The sequence below is a fragment of the Brevundimonas aveniformis DSM 17977 genome (genome assembly GCF_000428765.1).
Lineage (GTDB): Bacteria > Pseudomonadota > Alphaproteobacteria > Caulobacterales > Caulobacteraceae > Brevundimonas > Brevundimonas aveniformis.
This window is the reverse complement of the sequence record NZ_AUAO01000001.1, coordinates 938,306-961,807: the sequence shown is the minus strand read 5'-3', so window position 1 is coordinate 961,807 and position 23,502 is coordinate 938,306. Positions and strand designations below refer to the sequence as shown.

Annotated in this window: 23 protein-coding genes; 10 read left to right on the top strand and 13 right to left on the bottom strand. The window is 65.7% G+C overall.

Going from position 1 to position 23,502, the window contains the following annotated elements:
- The first annotated feature begins 221 nt into the window (after nt 1-221).
- Together G391_RS0104945 and G391_RS15095 are read left to right on the top strand one after the other, a co-directional pair.
- Nucleotides 222-2,108 carry a ribonucleoside-diphosphate reductase subunit alpha gene (locus G391_RS0104945; protein ID WP_029086539.1) on the top strand — a complete coding sequence of 629 codons (1,887 nt, stop codon included), beginning with the start codon at nt 222-224 and terminating at the stop codon, nt 2,106-2,108.
- Nucleotides 2,109-2,212: 104 nt separating this feature from the next.
- Nucleotides 2,213-3,040: a lipid A-modifier LpxR family protein gene (locus tag G391_RS15095; RefSeq protein ID WP_156893840.1), complete on the top strand. Its 828-nt coding sequence runs from the start codon at nt 2,213-2,215 to the stop codon at nt 3,038-3,040.
- Here G391_RS15095 and G391_RS0104935 read toward each other — a convergent pair whose 3' ends face one another.
- The 5 genes from G391_RS0104935 to G391_RS0104915 form a co-directional block, all read right to left on the bottom strand.
- On the bottom strand, nt 3,041-4,258 hold the full coding sequence (locus tag G391_RS0104935) for a TIGR03862 family flavoprotein (protein WP_211226467.1): 1,218 nt from the start codon (nt 4,256-4,258) through the stop codon (nt 3,041-3,043).
- Nucleotides 4,255-4,716, bottom strand: a complete 462-nt coding sequence (locus tag G391_RS0104930; RefSeq protein ID WP_029086537.1) for a YaiI/YqxD family protein — start codon at nt 4,714-4,716, stop codon at nt 4,255-4,257. Before G391_RS0104930 ends, G391_RS0104935 begins: the two co-directional genes overlap by 4 nt.
- The gene (locus G391_RS0104925) at nt 4,713-5,096 is read right to left on the bottom strand and encodes a DUF1801 domain-containing protein (protein ID WP_029086536.1); all 384 of its coding nucleotides are present in this window, start codon (nt 5,094-5,096) and stop codon (nt 4,713-4,715) included. Before G391_RS0104925 ends, G391_RS0104930 begins: the two co-directional genes overlap by 4 nt.
- Nucleotides 5,093-5,503: a DUF1801 domain-containing protein gene (locus G391_RS0104920; protein ID WP_035303591.1), complete on the bottom strand. Its 411-nt coding sequence runs from the start codon at nt 5,501-5,503 to the stop codon at nt 5,093-5,095. The genes G391_RS0104925 and G391_RS0104920 overlap by 4 nt, the downstream gene beginning before the upstream one ends.
- Before the next feature lie 801 nt (nt 5,504-6,304).
- The gene (locus G391_RS0104915) at nt 6,305-6,646 is read right to left on the bottom strand and encodes a GIY-YIG nuclease family protein (protein ID WP_029086534.1); all 342 of its coding nucleotides are present in this window, start codon (nt 6,644-6,646) and stop codon (nt 6,305-6,307) included.
- 582 nt (nt 6,647-7,228) lie between these two features.
- Here G391_RS0104915 and G391_RS0104910 point away from each other — a divergent pair.
- Nucleotides 7,229-8,335, top strand: a complete 1,107-nt coding sequence (locus tag G391_RS0104910) for a TIR domain-containing protein (RefSeq protein WP_084169122.1) — start codon at nt 7,229-7,231, stop codon at nt 8,333-8,335.
- 15 nt (nt 8,336-8,350) lie between these two features.
- Here G391_RS0104910 and clpB read toward each other — a convergent pair whose 3' ends face one another.
- Complete coding sequence (gene clpB / locus G391_RS0104905) at nt 8,351-10,936, bottom strand: ATP-dependent chaperone ClpB (RefSeq protein ID WP_029086532.1); 2,586 nt, start codon at nt 10,934-10,936, stop codon at nt 8,351-8,353.
- A 176-nt stretch (nt 10,937-11,112) separates the two neighbouring features.
- Between clpB and G391_RS0104900 the strand changes: the two genes are divergently transcribed.
- The 3 genes from G391_RS0104900 (at nt 11,113) to G391_RS0104890 (ending at nt 12,921) form a co-directional block, all read left to right on the top strand.
- Nucleotides 11,113-11,541, top strand: a complete 429-nt coding sequence (locus tag G391_RS0104900; protein WP_029086531.1) for a PAN domain-containing protein — start codon at nt 11,113-11,115, stop codon at nt 11,539-11,541.
- Nucleotides 11,542-11,559: 18 nt separating this feature from the next.
- Nucleotides 11,560-12,015 carry a hypothetical protein gene (locus G391_RS0104895; protein ID WP_156893839.1) on the top strand — a complete coding sequence of 152 codons (456 nt, stop codon included), beginning with the start codon at nt 11,560-11,562 and terminating at the stop codon, nt 12,013-12,015.
- Between the two features lie 66 nt (nt 12,016-12,081).
- A complete protein-coding gene (locus tag G391_RS0104890) occupies nt 12,082-12,921 on the top strand; it encodes a hypothetical protein (RefSeq protein ID WP_029086529.1) in 840 nt (279 codons plus the stop codon).
- Between the two features lie 3 nt (nt 12,922-12,924).
- On the opposite strand, the gene rimM is transcribed toward G391_RS0104890, so the two are convergent.
- The 3 genes from rimM to ffh form a co-directional block, all read right to left on the bottom strand.
- Entirely contained in the window at nt 12,925-13,443 is a 519-nt protein-coding gene (gene rimM / locus G391_RS0104885) for a ribosome maturation factor RimM (protein ID WP_035303590.1), read from the bottom strand.
- A 69-nt stretch (nt 13,444-13,512) separates the two neighbouring features.
- Nucleotides 13,513-14,064 (bottom strand): 30S ribosomal protein S16, encoded by a 552-nt coding sequence (gene rpsP / locus G391_RS0104880; RefSeq protein ID WP_029086527.1) that lies wholly within the window; start codon nt 14,062-14,064, stop codon nt 13,513-13,515.
- 18 nt (nt 14,065-14,082) lie between these two features.
- The gene (gene ffh, locus G391_RS0104875; RefSeq protein WP_029086526.1) at nt 14,083-15,600 is read right to left on the bottom strand and encodes a signal recognition particle protein; all 1,518 of its coding nucleotides are present in this window, start codon (nt 15,598-15,600) and stop codon (nt 14,083-14,085) included.
- Between the two features lie 224 nt (nt 15,601-15,824).
- On the opposite strand from ffh, the gene G391_RS0104870 reads away from it, so the two are divergent.
- Nucleotides 15,825-16,295, top strand: coding sequence for a hypothetical protein (locus tag G391_RS0104870; RefSeq protein WP_029086525.1), 471 nt, complete (start codon nt 15,825-15,827; stop codon nt 16,293-16,295).
- On the opposite strand, the gene G391_RS0104865 is transcribed toward G391_RS0104870, so the two are convergent.
- The gene (locus G391_RS0104865; protein WP_029086524.1) at nt 16,292-17,050 is read right to left on the bottom strand and encodes a hypothetical protein; all 759 of its coding nucleotides are present in this window, start codon (nt 17,048-17,050) and stop codon (nt 16,292-16,294) included. The two genes, G391_RS0104870 and G391_RS0104865, sit on opposite strands and share 4 nt — an antisense overlap.
- A gap of 110 nt (nt 17,051-17,160) precedes the next feature.
- On the opposite strand from G391_RS0104865, the gene G391_RS0104860 reads away from it, so the two are divergent.
- Both G391_RS0104860 and G391_RS15090 read left to right on the top strand, forming a co-directional pair.
- The gene (locus tag G391_RS0104860; RefSeq protein ID WP_029086523.1) at nt 17,161-17,823 is read left to right on the top strand and encodes a Fe2+-dependent dioxygenase; all 663 of its coding nucleotides are present in this window, start codon (nt 17,161-17,163) and stop codon (nt 17,821-17,823) included.
- 67 nt (nt 17,824-17,890) lie between these two features.
- Nucleotides 17,891-18,199, top strand: a complete 309-nt coding sequence (locus G391_RS15090) for a hypothetical protein (RefSeq protein ID WP_051257117.1) — start codon at nt 17,891-17,893, stop codon at nt 18,197-18,199.
- 15 nt (nt 18,200-18,214) lie between these two features.
- Here the strand turns inward: G391_RS15090 and G391_RS13855 are convergent, their stop codons facing one another.
- Nucleotides 18,215-20,278: a TonB-dependent receptor plug domain-containing protein gene (locus G391_RS13855; RefSeq protein ID WP_051257116.1), complete on the bottom strand. Its 2,064-nt coding sequence runs from the start codon at nt 20,276-20,278 to the stop codon at nt 18,215-18,217.
- Between the two features lie 109 nt (nt 20,279-20,387).
- Entirely contained in the window at nt 20,388-20,915 is a 528-nt protein-coding gene (locus tag G391_RS0104845) for a YqgE/AlgH family protein (RefSeq protein ID WP_051257159.1), read from the bottom strand.
- Nucleotides 20,916-21,076: 161 nt separating this feature from the next.
- Here G391_RS0104845 and G391_RS0104840 point away from each other — a divergent pair, with 161 nt between their 5' ends.
- Nucleotides 21,077-21,559 (top strand): peroxiredoxin, encoded by a 483-nt coding sequence (locus G391_RS0104840; RefSeq protein WP_029086521.1) that lies wholly within the window; start codon nt 21,077-21,079, stop codon nt 21,557-21,559.
- 25 nt (nt 21,560-21,584) lie between these two features.
- Here G391_RS0104840 and G391_RS13850 read toward each other — a convergent pair whose 3' ends face one another.
- Entirely contained in the window at nt 21,585-23,471 is a 1,887-nt protein-coding gene (locus G391_RS13850) for a hybrid sensor histidine kinase/response regulator (protein ID WP_051257115.1), read from the bottom strand.
- Nucleotides 23,472-23,502 lie beyond the last annotated feature (31 nt).

The following is a 23,502-nucleotide window of genomic DNA, read 5'->3' as shown; positions in this document are numbered from 1 at the left end:
TCATCACGGAATTGTGATCTCGGCCCAGATCCCATGATTGTTCGACCCCGACCCAAACCGGGGCAATCCTCAGATCACGAATCAAGCAAACCTTGCGTCAAGCCGTTGACGCCTCGTTAGGGTTATGTCCCCCTACATATGGACCTTGGGGCACGCGGTCCTACCAGATGCGGTGGTTTTCACCGGATTTGAACGACCATCGAGATTGGGGCGAATACGGTATGGCTGGCAGTGAAGCGTTGATGCGGAACGAGTTTTCGATCCAGGAAGCGGAGGCCGCGCGAACGGACGCGCCGGCCCTGTCGCTCGTCCGCAAGGTGGAAGTCGATCGCACCCGCGACGACCTTCTGACCGACTTCGGCAAAAAGACGCTGGAAGACCGCTATCTGCTGCCTGGCGAAAGCTATCAGGACATGTTCGCGCGCGTCGCGACCGCCTTTGCCGACGACGCCGATCATGCCCAGCGCGTCTATGACTACATGAGCCGCCTGTGGTTCATGCCCTCGACACCGGTGCTGTCGAACGGTGGGGCGGATCGCGGCCTGCCGATCTCGTGCTTCCTCAACGCCGTCGGAGATTCGCTGGACGGCATTCAGAACGTCTGGAACGAGAACGTCGCCCTGGCGTCGAACGGCGGCGGCATCGGCACCTACTGGGGCGGCGTCCGCTCCATCGGCGAGAAGGTCAAGGGCGCGGGCCAGACCTCGGGCATCATCCCCTTCATCCGCGTGATGGACAGCCTCACCCTGGCCATCTCGCAAGGATCGCTACGTCGCGGCTCGGCCGCCGTCTATCTGGATATCCATCACCCCGAGATCGAAGAGTTCCTTGAGATCCGCAAACCCTCGGGCGACTTCAACCGCAAGTCCCTGAACCTTCACCACGGCATCAATGTCACCGACGCCTTCATGGAGGCGGTGCGCGACGGCACGACGTTTGACCTGATCTCGCCCAAAACCAATGAGGTCCGCAAAACCGTCGATGCGCGCGCCCTGTGGACCAAGATCCTCGAGGTCCGCCTGGCCACCGGCGAGCCCTATCTGATCTTCTCGGACACGGTGAACCGGATGATGCCGGATCACCAGAAGGCCCTGGGGCTTTCGGTCAAGCAGTCGAACCTCTGTTCGGAAATCATGCTGCACACGGGGGCCGACCACCTGGGTGTCGACCGCACAGCCGTCTGCTGCCTGTCGTCGGTCAATGCCGAGACGTTCCTGGAGTGGCGCGACGAGCCCCGCTTCATCGAAGACGTCATGCGCTTCCTGGACAACGTGCTTCAGGATTTCATCAACCGCGCGCCCCCGGCCATGGCGGCCGCCGTCTATTCGGCCAAGCGCGAGCGGTCGGTGGGGCTGGGCCTGATGGGCTTCCATTCCTTCCTTCAGTCCCAGGGCGTGGCCTTTGAGTCGGCCATGGCCAAGAGCTGGAACATGCGGCTGTTCAAACACCTGCGCCGCGAGGCCGACAAGGCCAGCCGCCTTCTGGCTGAAGAGAAGGGCGCTTGTGAGGACGCCGCCGAACGCGGAGCCATGGAGCGGTTCAGCCACAAACTGGCCATCGCCCCGACCGCCTCGATCTCGATCATCTGCGGCGGCACCTCGGCCGGTATCGAGCCGATCCCGGCCAACATCTATACCCACAAGACCTTGTCCGGCTCGTTCGCGGTCAAGAACCCCTACCTCGAGGATCTGTTGGAAGCGCGCGGCCTGAACACCGAGGCCGTCTGGTCGTCGATCCTGGCCCATGAAGGGTCCGTCCAGCACCTGGAGGGTCTGACCGAGGACGAAAAGGCGGTTTACAAGACGGCTTTCGAGCTGGACCAACGCTGGGTCATCGAACTGGCCGCGGACCGGACACCGGACGTCTGTCAGGCCCAGTCGGTCAACGTCTTCCTGCCGGGCGATATCGACAAGTGGGACCTGCACATGCTGCACTGGCAGGCGTGGGAAAAGGGGATGAAGTCCCTCTACTACCTGCGTTCCAAATCGGTTCAGCGGGCCGCCTTCGCTGGGGCCGAGGACAAGGCCGATGCGGAGATTGATCCGAACCAGCCCGACCTCTTTGCGGTGGCCAAGACCGACTACGAGGAATGCCTCGCCTGCCAATAGAGGTTTGCGTTGTGGGAACGCTTCCGTGAGGTAAGAGTTTGCCAGCCCGGTCAGGACGAGTCATTCTGTCTCGTCAAACGCTAAGCAATAGCGGGGAGACGTCGGTGGTACTCGACGTTAGAAGTCTGGCGGGGGCTGCGACGGTTCTGATCGGGACCGGCGCTGCCTTTTGCGCTTCGGCCCAGGACGCCGACCTCAGCGCACGGTGGACGCTCGGAACGCCCGTCCAGATGGTCCCCGACGGGCAAGACCCTCTGGGGGTCGACGCCCTGAACCGGCAAGCCGACACCCGCTATATGGAGCGCGCCCTGTTCTCGGGCTCTGACGGCCTGATCGCGGCCCAGCAGCGCGGCGTCTGGCAACGCCAGACCGACGGCTCCATCGAACAGATCCGTTACCGCCAGGGCGACCTGGCAACACCGCTTCCCGAAGGCTCGATCGAACGCGCCCGCTTCGAGGCTGCCCAGCGCGACGTCACCTATATCCGGGCATGGCCGCTGGTCGCCGGTGAAGCCGGCAGCGTCCAGTTCGAACTGACCCCGCACGCCGGGCTCGGGGTCAACGCCGAAGGCGGCACGGCTGAGGCCGGGGCAACGATCCGGGTCGGCCAGCTCGAGGTCGCCGATGGCGACGACGCCTACGAAGAGGATCAGGGCCGCTGGTACCTGTTCGCGGCCGGCACCGGCACGGCCGTCGGTCTGAACTGGGCGCGCGGCATGGAGGGCTGGAACCGTCAGCTCAGCCACGACACCGGGGCCTTCATCGGCGACGCCCAGATCGGTGTGGCCTGGCGGCGCGGCGATACCCAGACCTCGTTCGGCTATGTCCACCGCGAGGTGACGGCTGAGGGTGTTCACGGAGGCTCGGGCATCGACCGCGACGCCACCGAGGGGTTTGTCGCCGTTCAATTTTCACTGCGCCCGACCTGGTAGTCAGGCCCGTTCTCCTTTGATCCGGTCCGCCGCCGCCTCACCGGCGATGACGCCCGACGCCAGGCAGGCCGTCAGCAGATAGCCGCCGGTCGGCGCTTCCCAATCCAGCATTTCGCCAGCGACGAAGACGCCGGGGTGCTCCTTCAGCATCAGGCCGTCATCGACGGCGTCGAACGGCACGCCGCCTGCGGACGAGATGGCGCGGTCCAGCCCTTGGACGCCGGTGAGCTTCAAACGGATGGCCTTGATGCGGCGGGTCAGCTTGTCGGGGCCGGGCGGGACCTCGCCGATCTCACGCAGAACGGCGATGGCGGCGGGCGACAGGCCGCCGGCCTTGCGCAGGTGATTGGTCACGCTGTCCTTGCCGCGCGGCCGGGCCAGACGGGCAGCCAGCGCCTCGATGGCCAGGTCCGGGCGCAGATCGACGACGAGGGTCGCAGAACCGTCCCGCGCGATGGCGTCACGCAAGGCCGCCGACAGGGCATAGACCGCCCCGCCTTCCAGCCCGTAGCGGGTCAGGATGACCTCACCGCGTACGCTCTGGTCGCCGTGGGTCAGGGTCACCGGCTTGAGCGCCTGACCGGCGAAGCGGTCGATCAGGACCGGCGACCAGGCGACGTCGAAGCCCACATTGGAGGGCTGGAACGGGAGGACCGGAACCCCCCGCCCTTTGAGCGTTTCGACCCAGGCGGCGTCCGAGCCGAGGCGCGGCCAACTGGCACCGCCCATGGCCAGGATAACGGCGGCCGCAGGCTCCACCCGCTCGCCGTCCGGGGTGTCGAACACCAGATCCTGGCCGCGCCAGCCGAGCCAGCGGGAACGGCTACAGACCTCGACGCCCTGATCCGCCAGCCGGGCCAGCCAGGCGCGCAGCAGCGGTGAGGCCTTCATGGCGCGGGGAAAGACGCGACCCGATGAGCCGGTGAAGACCGGCTGCCCCAGACCTTCGGCCCAGGCGCTCAGCTCGGCGGCGCCGAAACGGTCCAGCCAGGGCCGGATGCGATCCGCCGCGGGGCCATAGCGGGCGAGGAAGCGGGCTGGATCTTCGAACCCTTCGGAATGGGTCAGGTTCAGGCCGCCGCGCCCGGCCATCAGGAACTTGCGCGCCACCGAGGGCATCCGGTCATGGACGACGACCGACAGGCGGCGCCCGGCCAGGGTCTCGGCGGCCATCAGCCCGGCGGGGCCGGCCCCGATGATGTGGACCGGGGCGCTCACGACGTGGCCACGCGGCGGGCGACGACGACAGCGCGATCGAGCGCCTGGAGGAAGGCCGAGCGGTCCCTGGCTGAAAACGGCGGCGGGCCGGAGGTGGCCACGCCCATCGAGCGCAGGTGCTCGCCGACCATGCGCCCGGCGAGGGCCGAGCCGATGCTGTCGGCGGTGAAGGGCTGGCCGTTCGGCTTGATCGCCTGGGCACCGGATTTCAGCACGCGGTCCGCCAGCGGAATGTCGGAGGTGACGACGATGTCGCCCGGCCCCGCTCGCTCGGCGATCCAGTCATCGGCGACGTCCGGCCCCTCATCGACGACGATCTGTTCGATGAAGGCGGCGCGGCGGGTGTTGATCCAGCCGTTGGAGACGACAAAGACCTTCAGTCCCGTCCGCTCGGCCACGCGGTAGCATTCGTCCTTCACCGGGCAGGCGTCGGCGTCGATGTAGAGGGTCAGGCTCATGCGCCCTTTCGGTTGGCGGCGACGCCGGCCAGGAACAGGGCCTTGAAGGCCGCCGGGTCGATCGTTTCGCCCTGGGCGATGTCGATGGCGCGGCGGGTGCCGGCGTCCAGACTGGCGTTGAAAAGACCCTTCGGATCCTTCAGGGACGCGCCCCTGGCGAAGGTCAGTTTGACCTTGTCCTTATAGACCTCGCCGGTGCAGACGATGCCGTCGTGCTCCCAGACCGGCACGCCGCGCGGATTGGTCGGCTTTCTCCATTTGACCGTTTCGACCACCTCGGGATCGGCGGCGTGGATCAGATCGCGCAAGGCGCCCAGCGTCTCGCCGCGCCAGTCGTCCAGCGCCTCTAGGCGGGCGTCGATGTCGGGGGAGCGGCTCACATCTTCTCTCCGGTCAGGGCCGCCGCTTGCCGGATCCAGGCGGTGATCTGAGGCGTGTCGACCGCCTCGCCCTCATGCAGATGCAGATAGCGCACGCGCGGCTGGGTCGAGCCGACCGGCGGCGGCGGGTCCAACTCGGCCCCGGCGAAGAAGGCGACCTTGATGTACTCTGTCATGGCGTGAAAGCTGAGGAACCAGGTCCCGTCGCCGACGCCATACAGCGGCGTGTTCCATTTCACCGCCTTGGACACGCCGGGCACCAGGCGCGTGACCACCGCGTCAATCTCGGCCCCCATCGTCGACTTCCAACCGGGCGCGGCGGCGATCCAGGCCCGAACAGGCGCGTCGCCATAGCCCTTGGCGATCTGCGGATTACCGCCGGCGAGGAGTTTGGGGGTCTGGATCATGGCCGGCAGGGTAGAGGGATTGAGGCGGCATGAGTAGTGAGTGGCGACTGGCGATCCTTTCTCGCCTTGTGGGAGACGGGCATGGCTCATCGGCCTCGCGCCTCGGCTGCGAAGGTGGGAGGGCGGGCGGAGCGCCGGACTTCGGGTCCGGTGACCGTAGGTGTGTTTTGCGTTTCGACCTGAAGAGGGCGCTCCGCCGCGGTCTGTTTTCCCGGAGCCCCTGCTCGGCGCCTCTTTTAGAGACTACGCAGCTGTTCTGGCCCCGGACGGTCGGGCCTGTCCCAACGAGACAGGTCCCGGAACCAACGGGTACTCCGCCCCGCCGCTATCCGCTCAGTCCGCATCCCCGCCCCAACAAGGTCGCTGGCCATGCGCCCTCCCCTGGCGTGGGGACCGGGCGAGTATGCGGGAGCCGCAAACGGGCGGGCGTTAGTTGGGGCAAGAAAATGCGATGCGGCTGATCGGATGGGGAATTTTCTGAAAAAATGCGGGGATAGAGGGCGCGATAGCCCACCTGTCTTCTCCCCCTCCTGATGGGAGGGGGTGGTCGCCGGGCGCCATCGCCCCCAGCCCTGCGCCGCGACAGGATGCGCCGATGCCCAGACCGGTTGTGCTTGCTCCCTATGATCCCGCGTGGCCGGCCCGGGCCTCATCGCCTTCGTCATCCTCCGGCGAGCACAGCGAGACCGGGGGACCCAGTGCAACGCTCGATACCCGCGCTCGCCCTGGCTGATCGCTCTGGGTCCCCCGGTCTGCGCGGCTTCGCCGCTTGCCGGAGGATGACGAAAGGAAGGGGTGCGCTCAGTCAGCTTCCGGCGGGGGTTGCCAGTCAGGATCGTTGACGGGGTACCAGTCCGCCGCCAGGTCGTTCCAGTCGGGATTGTCTTTTTCAATCAGCGCCAGCTTCCAGCGCCGCAGCCATTTCTTGATGCGCTTTTCGCGGGCGATGGCGTCGACCACCCAGGCGTATTGCTCGAACCAGACCAGCCGCTCGCAGGCGTAGTCGTCGGTAAAGCCCTGCCAGACGTGCTGTTTGTGCTTCCACACCCGCGCATACAGGTTGGCCGTCATGCCGGTGTAGATCGTCCCGTTCCTTTGGCTCGCCATGATGTAGGTGGCGATGAAGGTGCGGTGGGTGGGCATGGGCGAAGGCTAGCGCCTCGCTTTACTCTCGTCATCCTCGGGCGGAGCGAAGCGGAGACCCGGGGATCCAGGACAGTCCGAGACGCCGGCGCGACGTCAGGCGATGCTCTGGATCCCCCGGTCTGCGCCGCCGAAGCGGCTTGCCGGAGGATGACGAAAGGGGGGTGTGGTCCCTCTTCTTTCGTCATCCTCGGGCGAAGCAAAGCGGAGACCCGGGGATCCAGTGCGATGTTCGACGCCCATGCTGGTTGCTCGGATCGCTCTGGGTCCCCCGGTCTGCGCCGCTACGCGGCTTGCCGGAGGATGACGAAAGGGGAGAGCGGGGCGTCCCGGCTCTGCGCGCTGCGGCCGGGATGACAAGGGGGCGCTAGAAGAGAGTGTCTCTCTGTTGCGGGCGCCCGGCTCCCTAGCCTCGAAGGGCCGGCGGCGTAGCGGGCGCGGACACTTACGGTTTAGAATTCTTATGTATCTGGTTTTATAATACTATTTTCAACCGTGAACGCCATTTGTGAAGCGGCCGCAAGGGTTGCGCTAGACTCGTTCGCGAATCTCTGGTTTCTATAATTGGAACGGAGACCGAACATGTCGGAAACAAACACAGAAGATAACAAGCGACAGCCGCGCCTAAGCCAAACAGATGTGCCCGGTATGGAGCTGGAAAAGGCGCTTCGCTTGGCGCGATGCCTTTGGGATGATTTTGCGGGAAAGGCGGCAAGACCGATCCAACTTGCGGAGGCGCTTGACACGAAGCCGAGTAGCGGCGGGTGGCGTGGATTGACGGGCGCGTCGATTGCCTATGGATTGACCGAGGGCGGATATAACGCCCAAGAGATCAAACTAACCGAGTTGGGCAGACGTATAGTTGCGCCGCGCGAGGATGGCGACGACTCGGTTGCCGCGGCGCAGGCCGCATTGCTGCCTAGAGTCTGTAAGGATTTTCTGACCCGATACGATGGCGCGCGCTTCCCGAGCGAAAAGATTGCTGCGTCGGTTTTGGTCGACCTCGGCGTCCCCAAAGAACGCACGGAACGCGTTGTGGGTATCCTGCTTGCCAATGCAAAGTTTGTAGGGGTTCTTCGTACGATCAAGGGTGAGAACTATGTGGCCCTGGAGACGGCCAAGCTTGGTGCTTCAGCCGAGCCGCAATCTGACAATTTTGAGGACGCCCCGCCCTCTGAGGAGCCAGGTAAGGCCGAGCGCGAAACGCCAGTTCCGCCCGCAGTGCGCGCCGAACCAGTTCAAACCGGGCCGAAAAAGATCTTTGTCGCTCACGGTAAACGTCATGACGCGCTCGACGCGGTCAAGCGAGTCTTGGATCGCTTCAAGGTCCCCTACGTCGTAGCCGTGGATGAGCCGAATGCGGGGCGCCCAATCTCCGAGAAAGTTGCCGGCTTGATGAAGGAGTGTTCGGCTGGAATTTTCGTCTTCACCCCCGACGAAACGTTCAAAGACGCCAACGACAAGGAACTGCACCGGCCCTCCGAGAATGTGATCTATGAGCTAGGCGCAGCCAGCGTCCTATGGGGCCGAAAAATCGTTATTCTCAAGGAGGCGAGCGTTAATTTCGCCTCGGATTACAGAGATATCGGTTACATCGAATTCTCGATGGATAACCCGAGGTCGATTGGCACAGAGCTGCTGACCGAACTGATCGCTTTGGATTTCCTGAAAATTCAGGTCGCCAATTAAGTTGGAGGGGGCGGTCTAATGCACCGCCGCCTTCCCGATCTCCAGCCCATCCTCGCCCGCTGACACGCTAATCACCGCCCCGTCCGCGATCTCGCCGGCCAGCAGCTTGCGCGCAATCGGGTCGACCAGCTCCTTCTGGATGACGCGCTTCAAGGGGCGCGCGCCATAGACCGGGTCGTAGCCGCGGTCGGCGAGCCAGGCGCGGGCGCTGTCGTCGAGGGACAGGGTGAGGCGGCGGTCGGCCAGCAGCTTTTCGAAGCGGGCGAGCTGGATCTTGACGATGCCGCCCATCTGTTCGCGCCCCAAGCGGCGGAACAGGATGATCTCGTCGATGCGGTTGAGGAACTCAGGCCGGAAGTGGGCGCGCACGGCGTCCATGACGAGCGGGCGCACGACCTCGATGTCCTGGCCCTCGGGCTGGTCGGCCAGGGCAGCCGAGCCGAGGTTGGAGGTCAGGATGATCAGGGTGTTCTTGAAGTCGATGGTGCGGCCCTGGCTGTCGGTCAGGCGGCCGTCGTCGAGCACCTGGAGCAGGACATTGAAGACGTCCGGGTGGGCCTTTTCGACCTCATCGAACAGCACGACCTGATAGGGGCGCCGACGCACCGCCTCGGTCAGGACGCCGCCCTCGTCATAGCCGACGTAGCCCGGAGGGGCACCGATCAGGCGGCTGACCGAGTGTTTCTCCATATATTCAGACATGTCGATGCGGGTGACCGCCGCCTCGTCGTCGAAGAGGAACTCCGCCAGGGCCTTGGTCAGCTCGGTCTTGCCCACGCCCGTCGGCCCCAGGAAGAGGAAGGAGCCGAGCGGCCGGTTGGGGTCGTTGAGGCCGGCGCGGGCGCGGCGGACGGCGTCGGAGACAGCGACCAGGGCGTCGTCCTGGCCGACCACGCGGCCCATCAGGGCGGTCTCCATCTGCAGCAGTTTTTCGCGCTCGCCCTCCAGCATCTTTTCGACCGGCACGCCGGTCCAGCGGGCGACGACGGCGGCGATCTGTTCGGCGTCAACCACCTCGGGCGTCAGGGGCGAGGCGTCGTCGGCGGCGCTGTTTTCGTCGGCGAGCTGTTTTTCGATCTGCGGGATCTGACCGTAGGCGATCTCGCTGGCGCGGGCGAGGTCGCCGGTGCGCTGGGCGTTGGCCAGTTCGGCGCGCAGGCGGTCCAGCGTCTCGCGCAGCTGGGCACCGCCGGCCACCTTGTCCTTTTCGGATTTCCAGCGGGCGGTCAGGTCGTCAGACTGGCCTTCGAGGTCGGCGATCTCGTCCTCGAGCTTTTCGAGGCGGGCCTGGGAAGCGCTGTCGCTCTCTTTCTTGAGGGCCTCGCGTTCGATCTTGAGCTGGACCAGGCGGCGGTCGATTTCGTCCAGCGCCTCGGGCTTGGAATCCACAGCCATGCGCACGCGGCTGGCGGCCTCATCGACCAGGTCGATGGCCTTGTCGGGCAGGAAGCGGTCGGTGATGTAGCGGTTCGACAGGGTGGCGGCGGCGACGATGGCGCTGTCGGAAATGCGCACCCCGTGGTGGACCTCGTACTTTTCCTTCAGGCCGCGCAGGATGGAGATGGTGTCCTCGACCGACGGCTCCTCGACCATGACCGGCTGGAAGCGACGGGCCAGCGCGGCGTCCTTTTCGACGTGCTTGCGGTATTCATCCAGCGTGGTGGCGCCGACGCAGTGCAGCTCGCCGCGCGCCAGGGCGGGCTTGAGCAGGTTCGACGCATCCATGGCGCCGTCGGACTTGCCGGCACCGACCAGGGTGTGCATCTCGTCGATGAACAGGATGATGCCGCCTTCGGCAGCGCCGACCTCAGTCAGCACCGATTTCAGCCGCTCCTCGAACTCGCCGCGATATTTCGCCCCGGCGATCAGGGCACCCATGTCGAGCGCCATGACCTTCTTGTCGCGCAGGGATTCGGGCACGTCGCCATTTACGATGCGCAGGGCCAGACCCTCGACGATGGCGGTCTTGCCGACGCCGGGTTCGCCGATGAGGACCGGGTTGTTCTTGGTGCGGCGGGCGAGAACCTGGATGGTGCGACGGATTTCCTCGTCACGGCCGATGACCGGGTCGATCTTGCCGTCGGCGGCCGCCAGGGTCAGGTCGCGGGCATAGCGTTTGAGCGCATCATAGCCGTCTTCGGACGAGGCGCTGTCGGCGGTCTTGCCCTTTCTAAGGTCATTGACGGCGGCGTCCAGCTTGTCCGGGGTTACGCCGGCGGCCTTGAGCACGGTGGCGGCGACGCCGCCCTCCTTGGCCAGGCCTTGAAGCAGACGTTCGGTGGTGACGAACTGATCGCCGGCCTTTTTCGCCGCCTGTTCAGCGGCGGCGAAGACGCGGGCGGTGTCGCCGTCGAGATAGAGCTGACCCGAGCCGCCCTGGACCTGGGCGCGCTTGCTGAGGGCGGTTTCAATATCGGCCTCGGCGCGTTTGGCATCGCCGCCGCCGGCGGTGATCAGGCCGCGCGCCAGCCCGTCGCGCTCCTCCAGCAGCACCTTCAGAAGATGCTCGGGCGCGAACTGCTGGTGCCGGCGGGCCAGGGCCAGCGACTGGGCCGACTGGACGGCGGACTTGGCGCGATCGGAATAGGTGTCGAGATTCAAGGCGTATCCCTTTGTTCAAAAGCGGATCAGGCCGACAGGGCGTCCTCATGCAAGCAACGCGCCGACCCTTCAGCGCTGAGATGGTGTGGCGCTGCGGCCACGCAAGGCGCCGCGTCCGGCTTTTCATCGAACCTGCGTATCTAGTATGGATAGTGCAGCCATTGGGAGGTGGATCGATGAGAGTTCTGACGGGACTGGCGACGGTTGTGGCCCTGCTGGGGCTGGTCGCATGCGGCCAGAGCAGCGGCACAGAGACAGGGACGGAAGGGGCGACGGCGGGCGGAGCGGCGGCGGGCGAGGCTTCGGCGACGCCACCCCCGACGACATCGACGACAGCCGCCGGCGGAGGCGCTCCCGGAGAGCTGGAGGTCGGTTTTGACCGGCCCGGCGGGGATATCGATACCCTCTATGAGGTCGTCGACGCCGAGGCCTGTCAAGCCGCCTGCGTGGCCAATGAAGAGTGCCAGGCCTTCACCTGGGTCCAGGCCGGGGTCCAGGCCGAATACCCCGTGTGCTGGCTGAAGGACCGCGCGCCGCCGACGATCGAGGCTGAATGGGCGACGTCCGGCGTCATGGTCGGACGCGAGACGCCCGCTGAAGGCTGATTACAAGGAGCGATGGCGATGACCCTGAGAACCATCCTGATCCTGGGCGCTGCTGCCTCGCTCGCGGCCTGCAGCCCGGCGGCGGACGACACGACGCAGGCCGAGGCCCCCGCCGGTACCGACACGGCCTCGGCGGCACCAGATGCGGGGAGCGATGCCGCGATGACCCCCGCGTCGCTGACGCCGGAACAGGCCGATCAGGCCTTCCGCTGCAATGCGCTGTTCACCGCTGTCGTGGCCGGGCGCATCGGCGGCCAGATGGAGCCCCTGCCCGCCGATCTGGACGCCCAGGTGCGAACGTCCGGGGCCGCCTTCTGGAACGACCGCGAACAGGCGGCGATCGCCGCGCTCGGCCTGACGCCGGACCAGGCCACCGCCCGCGTCGCCCAGGCGGCGGAGGCGGTCGTCGGGCGCCGTCAGCTGTCCGAGCAGGATTTGACGGACCTGCGGAGTTGCGTCGAGGCAATGGGCTAGGTGGCGGTTGCGCTCCAGCCCGGCCGGGGCGCATATGCTTGCACCCAACCGGCGAAAGGCTGAGCCATGAACGTCGAACTGGCGGATGAGCGGTTTCTGATCCTCAAGGATCGGTTCTCGATGGATCACGCCGAGGGTCGGGCCTCGACCAAGCGGATCGACGCCTTCGGTACCCTGGCCAAGGTGACCGGTTTTCTGAGCAAGCCGAAGGAAGACGAGTTCGAACTGGTCTATCGCGAGCGGCGGCTACAGCCGTTCTGGCGGCTGGTTTCGGCGGCGGACTATGTCTACGAGCGCACGCGCCGCTATCCGGTGGCGGTGCCGGCGGCGGTCGAGACGGTCGCGGCCTATGGCCAGACCCTGACGGCGGTGGACGGCCAGATCACCTTTGAAGGGCTGGAGACGTGCCGCGAGGCGGTCAGAAAAGAGAGCCTGTACGATGCCCTGACGCGCCAGCCGGATGCGACCCTGTCGAAATACCTGGGCTTTGAGGGCATCGCTGTGGAGGCTGATCGGCTGCAGGCGGCGGCAGGCGAGGAAACCATCGTCGTGCCGCCGGTGGCCAAGGCACCGGAGCTGATCCGCGATGCCTTGTCGGGCGTCATCACCCGCATTGAGGCGGATCGGGTGATCGAAGAAAAGATCCGGGTCGAGGCAGTGGAGCTATACTACCGGCCCATCTACGCCTTCCGTTATCGTCGCCAGGGCAAGGAGGCGGTGGTGGAGTTCGACGGCCTGACCGGCGATGTCACGACCGGCGGCGCGACGTTTGAAACCTATCTCGGCAAGGTGCTGGACCCGGCGTTTCTGATCGACGCGGGGGTCGAGGCGGCGACCCTGGTGATCCCAGGTGCCCGACTGGCTGAGATCATCGTCACCAAGGGCATCGCCCTGGCGCGAGGCTAGATCTTACTCTACCTCCGTCTCGTCCACCGTCGGCGGTTGAACCACGAGCCAGCCGTCGGCGATGTGCAACTCGGGCACATTGGCGCGGGTGAAGGCGAGGTACCAGGTCTGACCGCCGCCCGCCGGGGCGATTTCCAGCAGGTCGCCTGCACCGAAATTGGGGACCGAACGCACCTTGCCCAGCACAGCACTTGAGACGTCGCGGACTTCCAGCCCGATCAGGTCACTGAGGTAGAATTCGTCCTCATCGGGTTCGGGCAGGCGATCGCGCGGGACGTGGAGCTTGAGGCCGCGCAGGGCATCGGCCTGTTCCTTGGTGGCGACCTCCTGGGCGCGGGCGACGACGCCCTTCTTGTCGGGGCGAGCCCCCGTCAGGGTCAGGGCAACGGAGCCGTCAGCCCTTAACAGCGGCGAATAGGCGACAAGTGCCATGGAATCATCGGTGAAGGCGGTGATCTTGACTTCGCCGCGCACGCCGAAGGCACCGCCGACCTGTCCGACGAGGATAAGATTGTCGCTCATATGCACCTCATAGCAGAAAGGCGGCACCCACGAGGGGGGCCGCCTTTCCTTGTCGTCGGGACGAAGGTTTTAGCCTTCGGTCTTTTCTTCTTCGGCAGCCGGAGCTTCTTCAGCAGCGACTTCCTCGGCCGGGGCTTCTTCGGCAGCGGCTTCTGCGGGCGCTTCCTCGACGGCGGCCTCGACCGGAGCTTCTTCAGCAGCCGGAGCCGCTTCTTCCTCGACCGGTTCCGGGGCCGGGGCGGCCTTGGCGGCGGCTTCGGCCTCGGCGCGATCGGCTTCACGCTGGGCGCGCTCGGCGGCGCGCTCTTCAGCCTTCTTGCCCGGCTTGGCCTTGTTCGGGTTGTTGCCGGCCTGCCACTTGACGGTGGCACCCAGGGTCTCGTCCTGGCTCAGGAAGCGGGCGACACGGTCGGTCGGCTGGGCACCCTTGGAAAGCCAGTGCTGGATGCGCTCAACGTTCAGGTTGACACGCTTCTGCTCGCCGTCGCGCGGCAGCATCGGATTGTAGGAGCCGACCTTTTCCAGAAAGCGACCGTCGCGCGGCGAGCGGCTGTCGGCGACGACGATGTGGTAGTAGGGGCGCTTCTTGGCACCGCCACGGGCGAGACGAATTTTGAGCATTTCAGAGGTCCTTGAGGTCTAGTTTTTCTTGGGAGGAAAGCCGGGCAGACCGGGAAGTCCGCCGGGAAGTTGTCCGCCGCCCAGAGCCGCCATGCGGTCCTGGAGCGCCTTGAGATCGGCTTCGGTGGGTTCGGGCATCTTGCCGCCGCCCATGGCTTTGAGCCGCGCCATGTCCGGGCCGCCCATGCCGCCGCCGGTGAGCATTTTGGCCATCTGGCCGAAACCACGCCCGCCGTTCTTGCTCATCGCCTTGACTGCATCGGCCATCTGGCGGTGCTGTTTCAGCAGGCGGTTGATGTCAGCCACATCGACACCCGAGCCCGCCGCGATCCGACGTTTGCGCGAGGCATTCAGAATGTCGGGCTTCTTGCGCTCGCCCTTGGTCATGGATGAAAGGATCGCCTGCTGACGGTCAATCAGCCGATCATCGAGTCCGGCCTGGGCCATCTGGCCCTTCATCTTGGCCACGCCCGGCAACAGACCCATGATCCCGTCAAGGCCGCCCATCTTCTTCATCTGAGCCAGCTGGCTGGCCAGGTCATCGAGATCGAACTTGCCCTGGGCCAGCTTGCGCGCGGCCTTTTCGGCCTTGGCCTGATCGAGGTCCTGCGCCGCCTTTTCTACCAGGGCGACGATGTCGCCCTGGCCCAGGATGCGACCTGCCACGCGGCGGGCATCAAAGGCGTCCAGCGCATCGACGGCCTCGCCGGCGCCCAGAAACTTGACCGGCAGGCCCGTTACCGCGCGCATCGACAGGATGGCGCCGCCGCGCCCATCCCCGTCGGCGCGGGTCAGGATCAGGCCGGTCAGGGGCAGACGCTCGTGGAAGGCCTCGGCGGTGCGCACCGCGTCCTGACCGGTCAGGCTGTCAGCGACCAGCAGCGTCTCGGTCGGCTTGGCGATGGCGGCGATCTCCGCCGCCTCGGCCATCAGGGCCTCGTCGATCGTGGTGCGACCGGCGGTGTCGAGGATGAGGACGTCATAGCCCTGGAGCTTGGCCGATTGCAGGGCGCGTTTGGTGATCTCGACGGGCGACTGGCCCGCGACGATCGGCAGGGTTTCGACCTCAACCTGTTTGCCCAGAGTCGCCAGCTGCTCCATGGCGGCGGGACGGCGGGTGTCGAGCGAGGCCATCAGGACCTTTTTGCGCTCAACCTTGGACAGGCGACGGGCCAGCTTGGCCGACGTGGTCGTCTTGCCCGAGCCTTGCAGGCCCGCCATCAGAATGACGACCGGCGGCGTGGCGTTGAGGTTCAGGCCTTCAGGCGTGTCACCGCCCAGCATCTCGATCAGGCCATCATGGACGATCTTGATGACCTGGTCCGCCGGCTTGACCGAACGGATGACTTCCTCACCGGTCGCCTTCTCGCGCGCGGTGGCGATGAAGTCCTTGACCACCAGCAGGGCGACATCGGCCTCGAGCAGCGCGACGCGGACCTCGCGCATGGCGGTGTCGACATCGGCCTCGGTCAGCACGCCGCGACCGGTGATCCGGTCAAAGACGCCTGAAAGTCGCTCGTTCAGAGCCTCGAACATCTCTTCTCCTATGGCTCAAACGCCCTCAGCCCCCGTGGACGTTCGCGTCGACGGGGGTCCTCCTCGACCTCAGCCAACATCCCGGGAACCGGAAGATGGGGTCGTGTCGAGGGAGGCGCGAGGGTTCACTTGCGCCGGAAGCGGCGGCTTATGAGCCAATGCCGTCAGGAAATCAAGGTTGCGGCGGGTCGTGGGCGCGCTAACCTCAGCTGTGGAGGCGGCGCATGAAACACATTCTGTTCGTCGGCATAGCCATGATGGCTTTGGTCGGCTGTGACATTCCCGGCCTGGGGAACGAGCGTCCGGGATCAGACGGCGATGCGCGGGCGACCGCCGGCGAGGCGACCGAGCTGGTCGATGCCATGGCGGGCCGCAATCGCCTGCCCCAGCGGGACTATGCCTGCACCCTGATCGGGCCAAACCGGGACCTCGACACCCCCTACGGGACAATGGGCGTCAACACCGACATCTACACCCTGATCGTCAAGGGAGAGGGCCGCAAGGAAGGCACCTTGAGCGTCAGCGAGAACCGGCGGATCGAGGTCGAGGGTGATCTCGCCGTCATCGACGGCGAGGTCCGGCGCGTGACCCGAGGGCGAATCAATTCCGAGGGCCAGACCATCGAGCTGGCGTTCGACTTCGCCCCAGCGGATACCGAGGGGCGAAATCAAATCATCTGTACCGCCGAGGCCTAAGACCCCACGGCCAGTCGAATACGCGACGCCTGGGCCTGGACCTGACCGGCCGGAGTGAGCGTCGACGCCTCGTCCGGCGCGGTCACACCGCGCCACATGGCGACGAGCGCCTGGGTGTCGGAAAGCGTCTGAGCAGGCAGCCCTGCGGCCTGAGCGGTCGCCTGCGCCGCCATGGCGGCACCCAGGGCGTGTTGGTATTCGACGGGATCCACCGCGCCATCGACCGCGATCTCGCGATAGAGGCCGGCCGAGATATCAGACAGAGCCCCGACCACGACACCGGCATTGCCGCCGGCAGCGGTCTGGGCGGCCTCGAGCGCCGCAACGGCCGCGGCCAGGTCGGCCTCCGAGCCTGTTTCCGCAGCGCGCCTCAGAACGGCTGCGTCGAGATTGGCGTCGCCAAAAGCCGCCGGCGACGGATCATAGACCTCGGCCAGCCCCTGACCGGCCAGAGCCGCCGCCGAGGCATCACCCTCAACGGCCTGGGCCCGTTGGGCGACCAGGAAGAAACCCTTCAGATGCGCGATGCGAAGCGCCAGAAGACTGTCAGCCGGAACACCGGCATAGCCCGCTGCGGCCCCGGCTTCGCCAACGCCGGCACCGCCGCCACCCTCATTCTCGCCCTGGGCGGCCGCGCCACCCTCGCCGCCCGACTCGCCACCCGTCTCCCCGCCCGGATGCCCCTGTTCGGAACAGGCGGCTGTCAGCGCCAGGGTGGCCCCCAGAGTGATCCAGAGCTTGGGACGGAAGGTCATGGGACGTATCTCCTGAATGTTGGCGCGACCCTACCCCTCCACGATTACTTTGCAAGTCATTCTCACCAAAGGCCTTGCGCCCTCGAGAGGAATGGGCGAACGATCCACCCATGCTGACACTGGCTCAGGTTCTAACTCCCGAAGATGTGGCGCGGGTGCGAGAGGGGCTGGCGGCGATCCCCTTCCAGGACGGCAAGGCCACCGCCGGGCCAATTGCGCGCAAGGTCAAGCACAACCAACAGGCGGTCGGCGCTGATCCGGGGGCCGAACCCCTGCGGCGGTTCGTGCGCGATGCCTTGACGCGGCATCCGGTCTTTGCGGCCTATGCCCGACCCGCCGCCTGGTCGCGGATCATGTTTTCCCGCTACCAGCTCGGTGACGCCTATGGGGTGCATACTGACGATGCCTTCATGGCCGCTGAGGACGGCGGGCGGCTCAGAACCGACATGAGCTTTACCCTGTTCCTGTCGGACCCCGACACCTACGAGGGCGGGGCGCTGATGCTCGACGGGCTGGATGGAGAGCGCGAACATCGGCCAAGGGCAGGCGACGCGGTGCTGTATGCGACGGGGCAGCTTCATCAGGTCACCCCGGTCACGCGCGGAGAACGTCTGGCCGCGGTCGGCTGGATCGAGAGCCTCGTCCGGCGCGACGACCAGCGGGAGCTTCTGTTCGACCTGGAACGTGTGCGCTCTGCCACACCCGCAGGCGACACCCGCTTGCTACTCGACAAGTCGATCGGCGTGCTGCTGCGTCTGTGGGGCACCCCCTAGAACAGGCCTTGGATGCCCCTCGAATTGGGCGCAAAGTGACCCAAGGAATCCATCAAGGATCGCTGGAATGATTGTTACGCTTGCAGCAATCGGTCTGTTTGCGTCAGGCCTGCAACCCCCACCCGAGGCAGAGCGGCCAGAGCCTCCCCAGACTGAGGCCCAACAGGCGGAAGACCGCGACAATGAGGTCAGCGAGGGTGAACGCTCGGGCGATGGCGGCAATCTTGACCGCGTCATCTGTGATTGGCGTCGAGTCCAGGGCTCCAACCGTCGCGAGCGGGTCTGCCAGACCGTCGGGGACCGGCGTGCAACCCGCGATCAAGCCCGGGACACGATCCAGCGAATGCAAGGCAGTCGAACCGATCCCGCGGGCTAACGGCGAACGGGGCGGTTACCCCCAGGTGCGACGTATCCGGAAATAGATGAAGGGGTCGAAGTTCAGATCCCGCGTCTCGGTGAAGGCGACCGGCGAAACGTCCCGCGGCCCGGCATAGACCTCGCGCGTGCGAATGAAATTGCGACCCGAGAGGTTCTGAAGCTCCACGCGGAACGACAGGTCGGGACGATGGCGCCACTCGGCAAACAGGTTGTACCAGGGCTCCAACTCGATCGTCTCGACGGTGTCGAACCGATAGTGCCGCTCCGTGAACCCGAGGAAGGCGTTGCCACCCCATTGCAGATTCCACTGCGGTAGGGCCTGGGTGAAGTTGATCTCGCCCTCGAACGGTTCTTGGCCTGACATACGCCGAAGCGCACCGGTCGTCGGATCACGGACCTCGCTGACCGACCATTCGCCGCGGAACCGCACCCGACCGCCGGCGATTCCGAGACGCCCGAGCGGCACGGTCAGGTCGATACCGAGGCTGTCTTCGGTTCCGTCGCCGATATTGCCCGGCGCGTCGAAAACGTCGGTCAGGGTGAAGATCGGCACCCGATCCGAAGCGTCGGTGATCTCTTCATGGGCCAGGGTGACAACCAGCGACCCCTCGTCCCAGAAGCTACGCTCCCAGGCCAACTCGGCCACCCAGGTCTTGTCGGGTTCCAGATCCGAATTGCCGGCGGTGACGACACCGTTTGTGAAGCCGGCCGACGAGACAAAGTCGCCGAAATCCAACTGGCCCACTTCGCGTTCAAGCCGCAGACGTATCTGGTTTTCTTCGTTCAGGGTCCAGGTCACCAGAGCGCGGGGCTTGGGATAGAAGAAGGATCGCTCGAGATTGGTGTCCCCCGACTGGGTGATGGTGGATACCTCAGCCCGCATCCCCAGCTCCAAACTCCACTGGCTCGTGGGCCGCCAGGTCGAGGTGGCGAACACCTCGCCGCGCAGCTCTTCAACCCGAACGTCGGAGAAGGGCAGGACAATGGGGACACCGTTCTCGGTGTAGGTCGTGGCACTCTCAAGGAAGTTGAACGCCATCTCGCCGCCGCCTTCCAGCGACCAGGTCGGAGTGCGTGTCTGACGCAGGGTCAAACGACCGATGGATTCACCCGACGTCGAGTCCTCCGTGAACTCCCCGTCGCTGGCTCCCGTATTGAAGACACTGGCAAAGTCCGAGCCGCGCAGACGCTGGATGCCGACGGCCTCCAGTCGCCATTGTTCGCCCAGGGGGCGCTGCCAGTTCACCCCGATCTCGCCATTGGTCTGGGCGTAATCATCCTCGACGATCAGCGAACCGGGCACCGGCGCAAAAACGGCATCCTCCAGCGCGTAGTCATAGTCCTCGACCTGAAGTCGGCTGTTGAGGGCGAGACGGCCACCCCCCAGATTCTGCTGCCAGCCGGCGGAGAAGGTGCCACCGCGCCCGCCCGCCGTTTCATCCGAGTATCCATCTCGGATCAGGCTGCCGGTGCTGTCGTAACGCTGCCGGGGGCCTTCACCCGCACCGTCATCAAGGAAGGTGTAGATCAGGCTGGACCATTCGAAACGTCGGTCACCGGACAGGGGCCGCGCCCCCTCGAAGCGCATGGCCGGTGTCGTCCGGCCATCCTGATACCAGCCCGAAGCCACCGCCCAGGTCGTGTTGCCGCCGGCTCCCGGCACGCGAACCACATTGACCACCACGGGCTGTCCCTGCATGTCGATGCCGGGCGCGCCACCGCGGATCAGTTCCAGGCGCAGGACCTGCCCTGCAGGGATACGCCGCAGCGTGTCTTCCATGGGCTCCGACTTCGAAGCCGGACGCCGCCCATCGACTAGGACATTGGGTGCCGTTCCGCCCAGCCCCCGGACATTGTCTCCTTCGTCGAACGAAAAACCCGGAACCCGGTCGACCATATCCATGGCCGAGTTCGGCTGGTTGGCGGCAAAGAAGGTCGCGTCGAAGATCGTTACGCCTTCAGGGGCCGTCGCACGCGGGGCCACGGGGTCCGTACCCACGGTGTCCTGGGCCCAGGCCGGCCCGGCAACGGTTGCCAGAACGGCCGCGACCCCTGTCGCCATGAACTCAATGCGCATACTCGTCTCCCTGTCGCAGACAGGCATGCGGACGACCGGTGGCGAGCTCCAGTTACAAGCGCGAAAGGTGGATTAAATTGTCGCAAGTTTTCGACCGAATAGGTCGCCGTCAGGCCCGGCCGATGTCGCCGGACAGATGCACCACATCGACGCCGATCCGCGCCATCGCACGAGCCCACTTCGTTTCGTGATCCGCATCGAACAGGATGTCGTCTTCCGGCTCCCCGGCCAGCCAGGCATTCTCGACCAGTTCGGTTTCCAACTGACCCTCGCCCCAGCCTGCATAGCCGAGCGCCAGCACCGAGCGGCGTGGGGCGGTGGCGGGGTCTGTCATGGCCAACAGTACCTCCCGGGTCGCGGTTACCGCCAGGCCGCCGTCGATGGCCAGCGAAGCCGTCGGGTCAAAACAGTCGTCCGTGTGCAGGACGAAGCCGCGCTCTGTCTCGACCGGCCCACCGACCAGGACGCGCTGATCCCGGTGAAGCGGCATGGCTCCGATCTCCAGCCTGTCGAACAGATGCCCGAGGCTGAGGTCGCCCTGCGGCTCATTGAGACGCAGACCCATGGCATGCGTCTCATCGTGGGCACAGATCAGAATCACCGCCTGTTCGAAACGCGGGTCACCGATATTCGGCATGGCCAGAAGCAATCGGCCGACGAGGCTGGACGAATGGGACACGCCGCGATGATGGCGATCCGCGCTCCCAACGACAAGCCGTCTTGGATTCGTGGCCTGTGACACCTATGTCGGAGCCGTCGGCCGCTGACGGACCGGCCTGGCCCAAGACGGAGAGCGGCATGACCATCAACATCGGCGACAAGGTTCCCTCGGCAACCCTGATGACCATGGGCGAAGACGGGCCCCAGGCGGTTCAGACCGATGCGCTGTTCGCAGGAAAGACGACCGCCCTGTTCGCCGTGCCGGGAGCTTTTACCCCGACGTGCTCGGCTCGCCACCTTCCGGGCTTCCGGGATCGGGCCGGTGCCTTGCGTGACAAGGGCATCGACCAGATCGCGTGTGTGTCGGTGAATGACGCCTTCGTCATGGGGGCCTGGGCTGCCGATCAGGACATCAACGGCGAAGTGATCATGCTGGCGGACGGCAATGGCGACTTCACCAAGGCCCTGGGCCTGGAGATGGATGCGTCCAAATTCGGAATGGGGGGCCGGTCCCAACGCTATTCGATGATCATCGAAGACGGCGTCGTGAAGGCGTTAAATGTCGAAGATGGCGGCGAATTCCGCGTCTCGTCGGCCGAATTCATGCTGGATCAGCTCTAGATCGAACCGCACGCGTGCCGCCGCCTCAGGCGGCACGAACGTCTTCGTGGTGAAACCGGCTTTCACCGGACAGCACCCCCTGGAGCGCGCCCAGTAGTGCAGCCGGCGTCAAAGGCTTGCCGACAAACCAGGTCATGCCGGCCTCAGCGCAGGCCCGGACATCTTCGGGTGCCGTGTCGGCGGTCACGGCGATCACCGGGGTGGACTGATTGGGACCTGCGACGGCTCGCAACCGGCGGGTCGTCTCTCGTCCGTCCAGTTCCGGCATCCGCACATCCATGAAGATGACGTCGAAAGGCTGGGCCTCAGCTGCGGCCAGGGCGGCCCTGCCGTCAGCCGCCTGGGCAATGTCACAGCCCAACGGAGCCAGAATCAGCTGAACGGCCCGGCGGTTGATGTCATGGTCGTCCACCACCAGAACCCGCAAGGGACGTTCGTCCTCGTCAGCATCCGGAACATCTGACGACGCCACCTCGAGCGGCTCCGACACGACGGAAGGTTCTGTTTCCTCCGCTCTGAAAACGGGGGCCAGGGGCGTAAAGCCCGCACCGACGCGGTGCACCTCCGGCTGAACGGGCATGAGGATCGGCGCTTCGGCACCGTCGACGACCAGCGCCAGGGTGAAGGTCGTCCCCTCACCCTTTTGGCTACGCACGGTCAGGCGCCCGCCCATGAGCTGAGCCAGCCCGCGGCTGATCCACATACCCAGGCCCGACCCCCCGTGACTGCGCGCGACGCCACTTCGGGTCTGATCAAAGGCATTGAACAGGCGCTTCTGCTGCTCGGCATCCATGCCCTGGCCCGTGTCGGCGACCTCAATGACGAGGGCATGACGACCATCCTCGGCGGGCCAGGCGTTCAGGCGCACGCGGACCTCGCCCTCGTCGGTGAACTTCACCGCATTGGACAACAGGTTGTTGAGGATCTGCCGCACGCGGACCGGGTCCGCCTCAACCCAATCCGGCAGGAAGCGGCCACCTTCGACCACCAGACGCACGCCCTTGGCGCGGGCCTGACCCTGCCAGAAACGACTGGCGCGCGCGATCAGATCGCGCAGGTTGAAAACCACCGGTTCGATCTCCATCCGACCGGCCTCCAGCCGGGAATGGTCCAGCAGATCGTCCAGCAACCGGTTCATCATCTCGCCGGCATCGAGAATGAGCTCGGCATTGGAGCGGTCCGCCGCATCCGAGGCGGTCCGGCGAATCTCTGTCGCCCCCGTCAGGATTGCGGACAGCGGCGTTCTCAGATCATGGCCGACCGAGGCGATGAAGGTCGTCTTGCTGGCGGCAGCGCCTTCCAGCTCGGACCGGCGATGTTCGGCTGTACGGCGCGCGCGGCGTTCGGCCTCGGCCATCACCTGGGTCTGATTGTAAGTCGCCAGCACAAAGCCGGCGAAGATCACACAGGCCAGCGACAGGGTGAGAACAGCCTTGGGATCACCGCCCGCCTGCTGGAGGAGCCAGGGGGACATCGCAAAGAAGGCGGCGGCGGGAGCCAAATTGGCCGCCAGAATGGTGCGTGAACCTGCCGTATTCATCACGGCACTGACCGCGGCTCCGGCCAGGATCAGCATGGCACAGGCCCCACCGGGCAGGCCATGCCCCCACATCATCAGGGCGACCGAGCAATAGACGGTATTCGACAGGAAGAGGCAGAGCACGGCCAGAATACGAGCCCCGGTGCCCATCGGCTTTGGGTCTGGACGACGATAGGGGCCTGTCAGCCAGGCTTCAAAAAGCTGAACACCAAGGAAGGTGGAGGCCCAGATCAGGGATGTCAGACTCCCAATGATCGGCTCAAAGGCGAAGGCTCCGACCGCCACGATGGTACCGCGCACCATGACGGACTCGCGGCGCTGGCGCAGTCCAGCGACGAACGCCTCGTCTTCGCGGCTGAGCGCTTCAGACATACTCTAAACACCCCATCACGGCGGCTTTTAG